Origin of the sequence: Brevundimonas sp. NPDC007368 (assembly GCF_042869015.1) — a bacterium.
Lineage (GTDB): Bacteria > Pseudomonadota > Alphaproteobacteria > Caulobacterales > Caulobacteraceae > Brevundimonas.
On sequence record NZ_JBIAFA010000003.1, the window covers coordinates 194,609 to 207,747 of the forward strand.

12 protein-coding genes are annotated in these 13,139 nt (G+C 68.3%); 8 read left to right on the top strand and 4 right to left on the bottom strand.

Translation table 11 applies throughout. The features are described from left to right. Positions 1–3: 3 nt before the first annotated feature. From ACFYLW_RS07570 to ACFYLW_RS07585, 4 genes are read right to left on the bottom strand one after another with little or no spacing between them, the layout of a single operon-like run. On the bottom strand, positions 4–1,047 hold the full coding sequence (locus ACFYLW_RS07570; RefSeq protein ID WP_312062861.1) for a Gfo/Idh/MocA family oxidoreductase: 1,044 nt from the start codon (positions 1,045–1,047) through the stop codon (positions 4–6). Continuing rightward, positions 1,044–2,030 (bottom strand): methyltransferase domain-containing protein, encoded by a 987-nt coding sequence (locus ACFYLW_RS07575; protein ID WP_312062859.1) that lies wholly within the window; start codon positions 2,028–2,030, stop codon positions 1,044–1,046. The genes ACFYLW_RS07570 and ACFYLW_RS07575 overlap by 4 nt, the downstream gene beginning before the upstream one ends. Then, positions 2,027–2,953 carry a glycosyltransferase family A protein gene (locus tag ACFYLW_RS07580; RefSeq protein ID WP_312062857.1) on the bottom strand — a complete coding sequence of 309 codons (927 nt, stop codon included), beginning with the start codon at positions 2,951–2,953 and terminating at the stop codon, positions 2,027–2,029. Before ACFYLW_RS07580 ends, ACFYLW_RS07575 begins: the two co-directional genes overlap by 4 nt. Continuing rightward, positions 2,950–4,308, bottom strand: coding sequence for a glycosyltransferase family 2 protein (locus tag ACFYLW_RS07585; protein ID WP_312062855.1), 1,359 nt, complete (start codon positions 4,306–4,308; stop codon positions 2,950–2,952). Before ACFYLW_RS07585 ends, ACFYLW_RS07580 begins: the two co-directional genes overlap by 4 nt. Positions 4,309–4,552: 244 nt before the next feature. On the opposite strand from ACFYLW_RS07585, the gene ACFYLW_RS07590 reads away from it, so the two are divergent. The 8 genes from ACFYLW_RS07590 to ACFYLW_RS07625 are packed head-to-tail and all read left to right on the top strand — an operon-like array spanning position 4,553 to position 13,139. After that, positions 4,553–6,055, top strand: coding sequence for a hypothetical protein (locus ACFYLW_RS07590; RefSeq protein ID WP_312062854.1), 1,503 nt, complete (start codon positions 4,553–4,555; stop codon positions 6,053–6,055). 2 nt (positions 6,056–6,057) lie between these two features. Continuing rightward, positions 6,058–7,203, top strand: coding sequence for a CDP-glucose 4,6-dehydratase (gene rfbG, locus ACFYLW_RS07595; RefSeq protein ID WP_312062852.1), 1,146 nt, complete (start codon positions 6,058–6,060; stop codon positions 7,201–7,203). After that, positions 7,200–8,000 carry a glucose-1-phosphate cytidylyltransferase gene (gene rfbF, locus ACFYLW_RS07600; protein ID WP_312062850.1) on the top strand — a complete coding sequence of 267 codons (801 nt, stop codon included), beginning with the start codon at positions 7,200–7,202 and terminating at the stop codon, positions 7,998–8,000. Before rfbG ends, rfbF begins: the two co-directional genes overlap by 4 nt. Then, a complete protein-coding gene (locus ACFYLW_RS07605; protein WP_312062848.1) occupies positions 7,997–9,220 on the top strand; it encodes an aminotransferase class I/II-fold pyridoxal phosphate-dependent enzyme in 1,224 nt (407 codons plus the stop codon). The genes rfbF and ACFYLW_RS07605 overlap by 4 nt, the downstream gene beginning before the upstream one ends. After that, entirely contained in the window at positions 9,217–10,362 is a 1,146-nt protein-coding gene (locus ACFYLW_RS07610; protein ID WP_312062846.1) for a glycosyltransferase family 1 protein, read from the top strand. The genes ACFYLW_RS07605 and ACFYLW_RS07610 overlap by 4 nt, the downstream gene beginning before the upstream one ends. Beyond that, positions 10,359–11,582, top strand: a complete 1,224-nt coding sequence (locus ACFYLW_RS07615) for a class I SAM-dependent methyltransferase (RefSeq protein ID WP_312062844.1) — start codon at positions 10,359–10,361, stop codon at positions 11,580–11,582. Before ACFYLW_RS07610 ends, ACFYLW_RS07615 begins: the two co-directional genes overlap by 4 nt. A gap of 4 nt (positions 11,583–11,586) precedes the next feature. Further along, positions 11,587–12,555, top strand: a complete 969-nt coding sequence (locus tag ACFYLW_RS07620; RefSeq protein ID WP_312062842.1) for an NAD-dependent epimerase/dehydratase family protein — start codon at positions 11,587–11,589, stop codon at positions 12,553–12,555. After that, the gene (locus tag ACFYLW_RS07625) at positions 12,552–13,139 is read left to right on the top strand and encodes an acyltransferase (protein WP_390182944.1); all 588 of its coding nucleotides are present in this window, start codon (positions 12,552–12,554) and stop codon (positions 13,137–13,139) included. Before ACFYLW_RS07620 ends, ACFYLW_RS07625 begins: the two co-directional genes overlap by 4 nt.

A 13,139-nucleotide genomic window follows, 5' to 3' on the forward strand; every position in this document is an offset into this window, starting at 1 on the left:
GGCTCAGGCGCGCGGCGACAGCGCTACGGAACGCCCACTTGGGCCGCTGGCGTAGACCGCCTTGCCCATCTCGACCGCGCGGAGGCCGTCGAAGCCGGTGGCCAGACGCCCGCTGCCCGCGCGGCCTTCGGCGACCTCGACGAAGTCGGCGAACTCCTCGACGAAGCCGCGGATCACCGTGCTCTGCCAGCCCGACAGGCGCTCGCGGACGATGGCGGCGGGATAGAAGTTCCGCTCGGTCCTGCCCTTGCCGCCCGGTCGGTCCAGCTGGATCACCGTGGACATCATGGGGGCGTAGTAGGCGCGGGCCATGCCGCGATCACCATAGGCTTCGATGTGGAAGCGATAGCCCTTCCACTCGCTCCAACTGGCGTGAAGGCTGCCGACCACGCCCGCGTCGGAACGCATCAAGGCGAAGGCGTTGTCCTCGGCTGCGCCCAGGTTCCAGACGCTGCTGGAGGCATGACCATAGACCTCGGCCACCTCGCCCATCAGGTGGCGGCACAGGTCCAGCATATGCACCCCGTTGTCGGCCAGGGCGCCGCCGCCCATGACGGCGGGGTCGTACATCCAGGCGGCCTTGAACTCGGACAGGCCGGTGTGGCCGGTGAAGCCCTTGACGTGGGTCAGGGCGCCGATCGCGCCCGAGGCGATGGCCTCGCGCACCCGTTTGACCGCGTCGAAATAGCGATGATTGAAGCCGACGCTCAACAGCCGCCCGTTGCGCGCGGCGGCCTCAACCATGCTGTGGCAAGCCTCAAGGGTCGGGGCCATGGGCTTTTCGACCAGGACGTGCTTGCCCGCGTCCAGCGCCGCGACGGCCAGGGGCTCATGGAACTGAGGCGGGGTCGAGATCACCACCGCCTCGACGGCCGGATCGTCTAACAGGGCCTCGGCCGTCGCATGGAAACGAGCCTGGGGGGCCAGGGCGCGGGCGCGCGGCGCGTCCAGATCGCTGATGGCCGTCAGTTCGCAAGCCTTTGACGCCTTAAGCGCGGCCGCCCGAATGGCGCCTATGCCGCCGGCGCCGATCAATCCGAACTTCATGGACGGTCTCCCTGAGGACGGGCGGCGATCATCTGAAAGGCCGGGCCGGCGACGAACAGAAGGGCGCTGAAACCCGGCGTGCGCGCCAGACCGGCATAGAGACGGCGCACGACGCCCCGCCCGCCCGGCGCGGCGCGCGGCCGGCGACTGAGGATGCGAAGGCCGCGTTCGCGGCAGGCCCGCATGACGCGGAAGGGCGACAGCAGGTGGACGAACCGCAGCGAGTCGACGCCTCGCAGCCGGGTCAGGCGCGCGGTGCGAACGGACTCGGGAAGCCAGCCTGCGGCCCACAGGCCGACCGAGGGATGCGGGCCTGGCCAGAGCCGGTTCGTGGCGCTGATCCACAATCGCCCGCCCTCGACCAGTTGCCGCCCGCATTCAGCGACGAAGGCTTCGGGGTCGCGGACGTGCTCGACCACATCGACGGCGGCGACGCGGGTGAAGCCGCCATCGGCGAACGGCAGGGCCTCGGCGTCGGCGCAGACCAGCACGGCCTCCAGCCCGTGGCTTTCCAGATGCTTGCGGGCGATGACCAGCCAGCGCAGGGCGATATCCACGCCGACCGCCTCGACGCCCTGCCGCGCGGCGGCGACTATCATGCCTCCCGCCCCGCACCCCACGTCCAGAAGCCGGTCCTGCGCAGTGAGGGGGGCCAGATCGGCGAGGACCGCACAGGCCCGCTCCGGCCCGGTCATGGCGTAGTCCCCATACCGCACCGCCAGTTCGGGCGGCACGTCGTCGGTGATCGAATAGTAGAAGGTCAGCAGGTCGGCGAAGCTGTGGGTGCGGGCGAAGTCGGCCAGTCGCGCCGCCTTCAAGCGCTCCTGCTCCAGGGTCAGGTAGCGGTCGGACCGAAGGCGGAAATCAGGAACGCCGTACAGGATCGGAAAGCTGAGACGGCAGGCGTCGCAGCGATAGGCGTCCGCCTGCATCGACACCGGCCCGCGACAGGCCGGACAGCAGAACGCGATCCGCCCGGTCATTCGATCTCGGCCAGGGCGCGCCCCGGACCCCGGACATAGCCCCAGGACTCGCCGGCGGCCCAGACGCAGACCATGGGCAGCAGGGACGGCAAGGCCCTCAGCAGCGGACCGCGCAGCCCCTTGGCCAGACAGGAGCGCACGATGCGCAGCAGCAGGACCGGCGGCAGGGCCAGCGAAGCCACGGCGGCGACCGCCCGCTTCGCCGTCTGACGAGCGGGGAAACGCAAGCCGGCGTAGTAGCGCGAATAGACGAACCTCTGACGCAGAAAGAGCCCTGCCGAGAAGCGCTTGCAGTGAAACATGACCATGCAGTTTCGCGACTGAAAGCGCCCGCCCGCCGCTATCAGCCGCGGATGAACCGTCGTCTCCCAGAAGCCGTCGGTCAGGGCCTGGGCCGGCAAGGCCGTCAGGGCCTCGCGGCGATAGGCGACGTTCATGCCCGGCAGAACCGCTGTCGCCCCTTCATCAAGAGGCGGATAGAAGAAGCTGTATTCACAAAGAAAAGTCGCCCAATCCAGCCCCGTATCGAAGACGCCGTTCTGAACGGGGCCGCCGACGGCGGTAAGACCAGGGTCGGCGTCGAAGGCGTCCACGATCTGACCCAGCCAGCCGTCGCAGGGCACGCAATGATCCTCGGTCACCGCCACGATCGCGGCCCGACTGCGCGACAGGGCCAGGGCGCGCATGGCCGGCAAGGTCGCCTCGGCGGGGCAAGGCAGCAGCAGGACTCCGGGAAACCGTCGGCCGATCTCGGCGCTGACCTGATCCTGGCGCCGGTCCACAAGAACCACCTCGCAGGCATGGTCGCGGTCGTTCGCCAGCGCGGCCAGGGTTTCCATAATGCGATCGGCGTCCTCGGTGCTGACCAGACCGATCAGCACGGCGACGGGCGGCGCAGGCTCGGCGTCATGCGGTGCAATCATGAGGCCTCCGCCGTTCGCGCCGAGCGCCCGGAAAGCCTGAACTCCAGCCAGCACCCGACGAAGGCGGCGGCGCTGTAGAGATAATAGACCTGATGGAACAGTAGTCCCGCGACGGCGAACAGCAGGCCGCGGCGGCGGTAGAAGAGCCGAAACAGGTGCCAGTTCGCCGTCAGGATGGTCAGCAGCATGGGCCCCAGCCACCAGGGGCTGATCCAGCCCACGACCGCCGCGATCGTCACGAGGATCAGCAAGGCCGCCAGCAGCGCCCGCAGACGCTCGAAGGTGCCGACGTTCAGATCGTCGAGGATTTCCGAACGCTTCAGCATCATCCGGGCCCAGGGGATGGCGCGGCGGAAGATGTCGGTCCGGACCAGTTCAGTCACCGACCAGACCTTGAGGTGGGTGCTCAACAGGCGTCGATCCAGGCGAATGGCGCCCCCGGCCTGACGAAGCTTGTAACCCAGGTCCACGTCCTCGACGGACGGCATCCGGAAGGTTTCGGCGTCGAACCCTCCGACCTCTGCGAAGGCCGCCTTGTCGACCGCGCCGCAACCGGACCAGAAGGTCGAGGCGTCGATGTCGGCGTGCTGATGATAATGGTGGTGCACCAGATTCTTGTACTGGGATCCGAAATTGGGCGCCGCGGGCCGGTCGTCATAGGAGCCGAAGACGGCGACCACATTGGGCGCGCAAAAGGCGCTCTGGATGTAATGGGCGCTGCCGGGGTGGACGACCACGTCGGCGTCGACGAACCACAGGATCTCGCCGCGCGCGTGGGCGATGGCCAGATTGCGCGCTGCGCCCGGCCCCATGCGCCCGCCAGAACTGATCACCGTGGCGCCGAGTTCCCTGGCGTAGGCGGCCGAGGCGTCGGTCGAGCCGTCGTCGATGATCAGGACCTCGGCCAGGGCGCCGTCGGCCAGCATGGCGATCAGCGGCGGCAGACTGACCCTCAGGTAGGGCTCGCCATTATAGACCGGCATCACCACCGAGATGCTCTTGCGCCGGGCTGACGTCGAGGCGTCGGGTTCGAAATGCCGGCGCCGCCGCTTGAAGCTCAGCACGTCCTCGTTGCGCAGCGGGATCGTCCAGACCGCCATCAGAAGGGCCGAGGCCACCCCCGTCACAGGCGCGACGATCCACCCCGCGAAGAAGCCGCCGACCCACCCCAGGCGAATGACCAGCAGAACCCAGACCACAACGATGCCGACGCCGAAAGCCGCCGTGATCAGGGCGTCGGACAGGCCGATGGGCAGGGCGCTCTTGCGCCGGACGGCGCGCCGTCCTTTCCGCACGGCCATCCCTGCCCGGCCAAGCCCGTCGCGGCCACGGAACAGTCCGCGATCCGCGTGCATTCGCCCCTCTTCATCCGAATGACTATCCACCGGTCTCGACCATCCGCCGGCGAAATCAGACGCCGACCATCGCGACGCCGAGAATTCATCGGCTCATTATTTGTAAAATGAGTACCTGCCGCCACCACTCCACGCTCAATGCTCAATACGCCTGAGTTACGGTCTAGTTGCAGTCATCGAATTTCGGGCGTTCAGTGAAGGTCCGGCGAGAGAAACGCCGAACCCATTGAGGGGCGTCACGCCGATGACGACAGCGTCGAACGAGCGAGGCCGACGAATCTGGGGCAGTCCGCTGGTGTGGATCGCGGCCCTGCAGGTCCTGATGACCCTGGTGGCGCTGGGGCGGGCCAAGATCCTGGCCGTAATGCTGTCGCCGTCCGGCTTCGGCGTGGCGGCCACCATCGATCAGTTGATCATGACCGTGGTCCAACTGGGCGCGTTGGGGATGCCGTTCGCCAGCCTGAAATACATGGCCCAGGCCCATAGCGAGGGTCAGATGCAGTTCCAGCGCGTCGCAGCCGGGTTCGCCAGGGCGATCCTGACGGCGGGCCTGCTCAGCACCCTGATCCTCCTGCTGATCCTGCAGTTCAGGCCCGAGTGGATCGGTCGGGAGCTGACGCCCTATCTGTCCTATCTGAAGCTGGCCGCCCTGTGCGTTCCGGCGGCCATGCTGGCGATCCTGGCGGCCAACACCCTGGCGGCGGCGCAGCGGCCTGTCGGCGCAGCCATGATGAATTTCGCCGTCGCCTTCGCCCTGGCGGCGGGGGCGGTGATCGGCGTCGCCCTGGACGGATTGAACGGTCTGTACGCCGGGACGGCGATCGCGGGCCTGCTGAGCACCGTCGGCGCGGGCCTGTTCCTGTTCCGCGACGTCGGCGTGCGCTGGGTCATGGGACGGCGAGGCGAAGGCGGCGTCGCCGAGGCCCTGCGGCACTTCCCGGCCTCGGCCGGCTTCTACCTGACCATGGTTCTGTCGGCGGGAAGCCTGTTCCTGATCCGCTACCTGGTGCTGGCCCATATGGGCGAAACGCCCGCGGGTTTCTTCCAGAGCGGAATGAGCATCGCCCTGACGGCGGGCGCCGTGCTGACGCCGCTGATCAACCTCTACCTGATCCCGATCCTGAGCCGCAAAGCCCCGACGGCGGACAAGGTCGCGGCCTGCGAGCGCTTCATGATGAGTTTGCTGCCGGTCATGATCCTGGCGATCATTCCGATCCTCTGCTTCCCCCAGACCATCATCCGCATCCTCTATACGGACCAGTTCACACCCGCCGCCCACATCCTGTTCAGCTTCGTGCTGTGGCAGTGCCTGACGCAGATTTCCTACATCTGCCTGCAGCTTCTCATCGGCCTGGACGATCTTGTCTCCGTGCCGGTTCTGGCCCTGATCGGCTTTGGCGGGTCGGCGCTGCTGACCGAACTGCTATTGCCGCGTATGGGTCTGATCGGCGCGCCGGCGGCGATGACGCTGGGCATGGCCCTCTACGCCGGCGCCATTCTGGTTCGTTTGAAGTGGAAACACGGGGTCAGCCTGACGCCGCAAATCCACAGCCGCGTCGTCTGGATGATGGTCGTCATCGCGGCGGGCGGAGCCCTGTTCATGCGCGGGCCGGAGTTCAGCCTGACCGGCTTCGGCGCCAGGGCGCTGTTCGCCGCCGTCTGCCTGGCCCTGACCTGGCTGATTTTTCTAAGGAACGACACGGCCACGCTGGCGTTGGTCAGACGATTCACCGGGCGGAGGGCTTGAGTGTGAACGCATCGCTGACGCCCGGCCTCTGGGAAGGTCGCAGGGTGCTGGTCACCGGACACACCGGTTTCAAGGGCGCCTGGCTGTGCCTGATGCTGCATCGGCTCGGCGCCGAGGTGATCGGCGCTTCCCTGGCTCTAGAGGCCGGACCGACCGCCTATCAGGCGTTGGCCCTGCCCGCCCTCCTCGCCGGCGACGAGCGGATCGACATTCGCGACGCGGAGCGGCTGCACGCCTTCGTCCGGGCGACGCAGCCGGATGTGGTCCTGCATCTGGCGGCGCAGGCCTTCGTCGGTCGCGGCTATCGCGATCCGGCGGCAACCTTCGCGACCAATGTGGGCGGGACCATCAACCTGATGCAGGCGACGCGGAGCCTTCCGGGGGTCCAGGCCCTGCTCGTGGCGACATCGGACAAGGTCTATCGCAACGACGGCGCGGGCCGCCCCTTCACCGAGCAGGCTGCGCTGGGCGGCGCCGATCCCTACAGCGCCTCCAAGGCGGCCTGCGAGATCGCCGTGGCGTCCTGGCGGGCGTCCTTCGCGAGCGAACTGCCGCCGCTGGCCACGGCGCGGGCCGGCAATGTCATCGGCGGCGGCGACTTCGGCGAGGAGCGGCTGATCCCCGATCTGGTGCGGGCGATCCGGTCCCGCGCGACCCTGACCCTGCGCCAGCCCGAGGCGACGCGGCCGTTCCAGCATGTGCTCGACGTTCTGCGGGGCTATCTGTTTCTGACCGAGCGGCTGATGACGGCGCCCGACACCGCGCCCGCCGCCCTCAACTTCGGTCCCGCCGACGGCGAGATCAGCGTGCGCCGCCTGCTCGACCTGTGGGGCGCCGCAACCGGTCATGACGTCGACTGGCGGCTGTCGCCCGAACCGACGATGCCGGAGGCCAGACGCCTGGCGCTCGATTCCGGCGAGGCGATGCGAGCCCTCGGGTGGCGGCCGCTGTTGGATACGCCCGCCGCCGTCGAGGCGACGGCGACCTGGTACGCCGACTGGCTGGAGGGCTGCGACAAGGTCGCGTCCTCGATCGCCGCCGTGGACGCGGCGCTGGCAGGCGATGCGATGGGGCGAAACGTCAGCACTCCGCACCTCGCCGACGTTGGAGCCCGCGCCCTCAGCGCAGCGTCAGGGTGGGCCCGATGAAGACCGTGCTTCTGGCCGGCGGACTGGGGACGCGGCTGGCCGAGGAAACCTCGCTGCGGCCCAAGCCCATGGTCGAGATCGGCGGCCATCCGATCCTGTGGCACATCATGTCTGCCTATGCCGACCACGGCTTCCGCGAGTTCGTCATCGCCTGCGGCTACAAGGGCGAGGTCATCAAGCAGTATTTCGGCAACCTGCATTTCGACCACTCCGACTGGGCCATGGACCTGCGCAGCGGCGAGCGCACCTTCATTGGCGAAGGGGCGCCGGACTGGCGGGTTCACTGCATCGACACGGGGCTGGAGACCCTGACCGGGGGGCGGCTGCTGTCCCTGCGCGACCACCTGCGCGACGGGGCCTTCATGTGCACCTATGGCGACGGGCTCAGCGACGTGCCGATCGACGAGGTGGTCGCCTTCCACAAGGCCCACGGCAAGCTGGCGACGGTAACGGCCATGCACCCGCCCGCCCGGTTCGGCCTCATGGAGATGGACGGCGACACCGTCACCCGCTTTTCCGAAAAGCCCCAGACGGCGAACGACTGGATCAACGGCGGCTTCTTCGTCTTCGAGCCCGAGGTGCTGGACTATATCGACGGGCCGCAGTCGTCGCTGGAGCGCGATGCCCTGGATCGGATCGCCCGCGACGGCCAGATGGTCGCCTATCGGCACGAGGGCTACTTCCAGCCGATGGACACCCTGCGCGAGAAGAACCTGCTCGAGGAGCTGTGGCGCAGCGGCGATCCGCCCTGGCGGCGGCGTCCGGTCGAAAGCCCCCTGATGCGGAGCGCGGGATGACCCAGGTCGAGGTTCCGCCCCGCGCCGCCATGCGCGTCCCCTATGGCCAGACCGTTCACGGCGAGGAAGAGATCGCCGCCGTGGTCGCGGTCCTGCGCGGCTCAACCCAGATGGGCGACCATGTGGGCCGCTTTCAGCAGCGCGTCGCCGACCTGTTCGACAAGACCCACGGGGTGATGGTCAACTCGGGCTCCAGCGCCAATTATCTGGCCGTCGAACTGCTGGGCCTGCCCGAGGGGGCCGAGGTCATCACCCCGGTCCTGACTTTCGCCACCACGGTCGCGCCCCTGGTCAAGAACCGGCTGATCCCGGCCTTCGTCGACGTGGAGCCGGACACCTTCAACATCGACGTCGAGCGGATCGAGGCGGCGATCACGCCGCGCACGCGGGCCATGATGATCCCGTCCCTGATCGGCAACCTGCCCGACTGGGATCGCATCGCCGCCATCGCCCGCGCCCATGACCTGCTGGTCATCGAGGACTCCGCCGACACCCTGGGCGCCACCCTGCGCGGGGTAAGCACGGGCGCCCGGTCGGACATCAGCACCACCAGCTTCTACGGCTCTCACGTCATCAACTGCGCCGGCAACGGCGGCATGTTGTGCGTCAACCGCGACGACTGGCGCGACAAGGCGCGGCTGCTGCGCAGCTGGGGCCGCAACTCGTCGCTGTTCGATGATTCCGAGGCCATCGAGAACCGTTTCAACGTCGATGTCGGCGGCATCCCCTATGACGCCAAGTTCGTCTTCTCGGACATCGGCTACAACTTCGAGCCGTCCGAGATGGGCGCGGCCTTTGGTCTGGTGCAGCTGAGCCGGCTGGACGCCAATGTCGCGGCCCGCGCCCGCCATTTCGACCAGCACGCCGCCTTCTTCGCCGCCTATGAGGACTGGCTGATCCTGCCGCGTCAGATGGCGGAATCGACCACCGGCTGGCTGGCCTATCCGATCATCGTCCGCGACGACGCCCCCTTCTCCCGGCGCGCGTTGCAGATCTACCTCGAGACGCGCGGCATCCAGACCCGCACCGTCTTCACCGGCAACATCCTGCGCCAGCCGGGCTTCAAGGATATTCAGCGCCGCGAGGCCGCAGAAGGATACCCCAACGCCGACCGTGTCATGCGCGGGGGTATGCTGCTGGCCTGTCACCACGGCCTCAGCCAGGCGCAGATCGACTATGTCCACGAGGAGTTCCGCGCCTTTGCAGAGCGCCATCGGTGAGCCTGAGCATCGCGGTCAACGGTCAACGCCTGGCCGGACAGCGGTTCGGCGTAGGGCGCTACATCGAATACATGCTGCGCCACTGGGCGAACCAGCTTGAAGGCGACGAGACCGTGTCCCTGTTCGTGCGCCGCCCGCTGGACGAGGACCTGGCCGCGCTGAGCCCGCGCATCCGGCCGGTGCTGCTGGAGTCCGGCATGTCGGGCCTGCCGTGGGAGACCTTGCGTCTGCGCGGCGCGGCGGCGTCGCAGGACGTGCTGTTCTGCCCCGCCTATACCGCGCCCCTGGCCTATCCCGGGCGGATGGTGGTGGCCACCCACAGCGTCAACGAGGTGCAGTCGGCGGCCCATTCCTGGGTCTATCGCCAGACCCATTCGCGGCTGCACCGGGCCTGCGCCCGACGGGCCGACGCGGTGATCGTGCCGGCGCGGTCAACGCGGGATCTGGTGGTCGAGCACTACGGCGTGCGGCCTGAACGCATCGCCGTCGTGCATCAGGGGACGGACGACGCCTTCGCTCCCGTCGAGGACGAGGCCGTCCTGTCGGCGGTCCGCACCCGCTTCTTCGGCCACGACCGGCCCTACATCCTGTTCGTCGGCAAGTGCTCGGCGCGGCGCAACATCCCGATGCTGCTGGAGGCCTATGCCCGGCTGCGGGCGACAAAAAACATCCCCCATGGCCTGCTGCTGTTCGGCCCCTGCCCGCCCGATTTGCCGCTGGCGGACCTCTGCGAAAAGCTCGGCATCGCGGATCATGTCGTCCAGACCGACGGCGTCATCGAGCATCACACCGACATCGTGCCCGTCTACGCGGCGGCCAGCGTCTTCGTGCATCCGTCCGAATACGAGGGCTGGTCGATGACGACCATCGAGGCCCTGGCCTGCGGCGTGGCCGTGGTGGCCGCCGACCGCGGCGGGCTGGGCGAGGTGGCGCGCGGTCACGCCCTGATGGTCACGCCTGAACGGGACGCCCTGAGCGACGCCATCGGGCGGGTGTTGGAGGACGACGACTTGCGGCGGGACCTGCAACGGCGCGGCCGCGAGCGCGGTCGTTCGCTGCGATGGAGCGAAAACGCCCGTCAAACGCTGGATGTCTTGCGAAGCGTCGCAATGGGCTCGGCCTTACAGGGTGAAGCGAGATGAGCACGATGGCCGCCTGCCGCGCCTGCGGCGCCGACAACCTGTTCTGCTATCTGCCGCTGGGCGACCACCCCGCCGCCAACGACTTCCTGCGGCCCGAGAAGCTGGATCAGCCGGATCGGCGCTATCCGCTGGACACCCATGCCTGTCTGGAGTGCGGCCTGATCCAGGTGCCGGATCAGCTGCCGTCCGACTTCTATGTCGACTACGTCTATGTCCCGTCGGCCTCGACCACCATGCCGAAGCATTTCGCCGCCCTGGCCGAGCGGTTCCGGGACGAACTGATCACCGTGCCGGGCCAGCTGGTGGTCGATATCGGCTGCAATGACGGCCTGCTGCTGTCGGCCTGTCAGGATCAGGGGCTCAAGGTCCTGGGCGTGGACCCTTCGGCCAATATCGCAGAACTGGCGAGAAACAGGGGCATCGAGGTCTTCAACGCCTATTTCACCCGGGATTCGGCCCATGAAATCCTGGCGCGCTACGGACCGGCCCAGGTCATCGTCACCACCAACACCCTGAACCACATCGACGATCTGCACGGCTTCATGGAGGGGATAGAGACCCTGCTGGCGCCGGACGGGACCTTCGTCATCGAGGTGCCGCAGGCCCTGACCTGCGTCGAGTTCAACGAGTTCGACACCGTCTATCACGAGCATCTGTCGGTCTTCAGCGTCGCCTCCGTCGAGGCCATCGGCCGCCCGCACGGGCTTCAGGTCGTGGACATCGACGACCTGCCGATCCACGGCGGGTCGATGCGGCTCTATCTGAGGCGTCACGGCCCGGCCAAGCCGGTGGTGGCCGAATGGCTGCAGCGCGAGCGTGACGCGGGCCTGTTCGAGCGCGAAACCTATGTGGCCCACGCCGAGCGGGTCGAGGTCATGCGCCAGACCTTGATGGCCCTGCTTCACGACCTGAAGCAACAGGGCATGAGGCTGGCGGGCTATGGCGCCCCGGCCAAGGGCAACACCCTGCTCAACTACTTCGGCATCGGGCCGGACCTGCTGGAGTATCTGGCCGACCGCAACACGCTGAAGCAGGGCCGCTGGTCCCCGGGGATGCGGATTCCCGTCGTCTCGCCCCAGGTCATCGCCGAGACCCGGCCCGACTATCTGCTGATCCTGGCCTGGAATTTCGCCGACGAGATCATGGAGCAGTTGGAAGCCTATCGGGCGGCGGGCGGTCGGTTCATCCTGCCCATTCCCCAGCCCCGCGTGGTCGGTTGAACCCATGGCGGCGGGGGGTTCGGTTCTGGTCACCGGCGCCACGGGCTTTCTGGGGTCGCACCTGACGCGTCGCCTGCTGGCGCAGGGACGCCAGGTTCATGTGCTGGCGCGGCCCGACAGCGACTTTCGGCGGCTACGGGATTGTCGAAGCCGCCTGACCGTCTGGAGCGGCGACATGGCCGACGCCGCCTCGCTGCGAGCCGCCTGCCGAGGCGCACGGCCCGAAGCGATCTTTCACCTGGCGGGCGACACCAGCCTGAGGGCTTTCTCCGGCGATTGGGCCGGCGTCGAGCGCGCCGCCACGACCGGGCTCGGCGGACTGATGAACCTGCTGCAGGCCGCGCGCGAAGAGGCGCCGGAGTTGCGCAGCCTGGTGCGCACCGGCGGGCTTGAGGAATACGGCGCCGGGCCCTCGCCCTTTGTCGAGAGCCAACGCGAAGCCCCCTGCTCGCCCTACTCCTTCGCTCAGACGGCGGGGACGCATCTGAGCCAGATGATGCAGCCCCACCTGCCCTTCGCCGTCGTGACCCTGCGCCCCACGCTGATCTACGGCCCCGACCAGTCGGCGGACTTCCTGATCCCCGCCCTGATCCGCGCCTTGCTGCATGGGCGGCGCTTCACCCTGACCGAAGGGCGGCAGCGCCGTGATCTGCTGCACGTCGACGACTTCGTGGCCGCCGCACTGGGGGCGGCCGACCATGACAGCCTGCGCGGCGCCGTCCTCAACATCGCCAGCGGCGAGGGCCATGCGATCCGCGACATCGCGACCCGGATCGCCGGGATGGTGGAGGCGACCGCCCTGCTCGACATCGGCGGCGCTCCAGAACGGGCGACCGAGATCTTCGATCTGGTCGGAGACGCGGCGCTGGCGCACGCCAAACTGGGCTGGCGACCTCAGGTCACGCTGGACGAGGGCCTGGCCCGGACCATCGCCTGGCATCGCGAGGCGCTGACCCTGGAGGCGACGACATGAGCCTGGGAGGCTTGCTCAAGGTGCTGGTCGGCGACTGTCGCCTGCGCGCGACACGGTGGCTCCTGGCCCTGCGCGTCCGTTTGCGGAACCCGACCCTGTTCAGCGACCCGACCGTGACCTGGGACTACGGCTATCGCGACGTCGACGCCATCCAGCTGGGTCAGGGAGTGCGAGTCTACGCCTTCACCGAGGTGCTGGTGCAACGTCATGCCAGGCACAGCCCGGTCGAAGGCGGGCTGGTCCTCGGCGACGCCGTCGTCATCTCGACCGGCTGCAACATCCGCGCAGCGGGCGGGGTCATTCGCGTCGGTGATCGTTCGGGCATTGGCCAGCACTGCGTTCTGGTCGGCGCCAACCACAGGATCGAGCCGGGCCTGCCGCGTTTCCATACGCCCTGGGACGACGTCAGGTGCGGCGTCGAGATCGGCGCCAACGTCTGGATCGGCGCGAACTGCACCATCCTGCCGGGGGCCCGCATCGGCGACAATGCGGTGATCGCCGCCGGCAGCGTGGTGCGCGGCGAGGTGCCTGCGGGCGAACTGTGGGGCGGCGTCCCCGCCCGCTACATCAAGACCATCGAATAG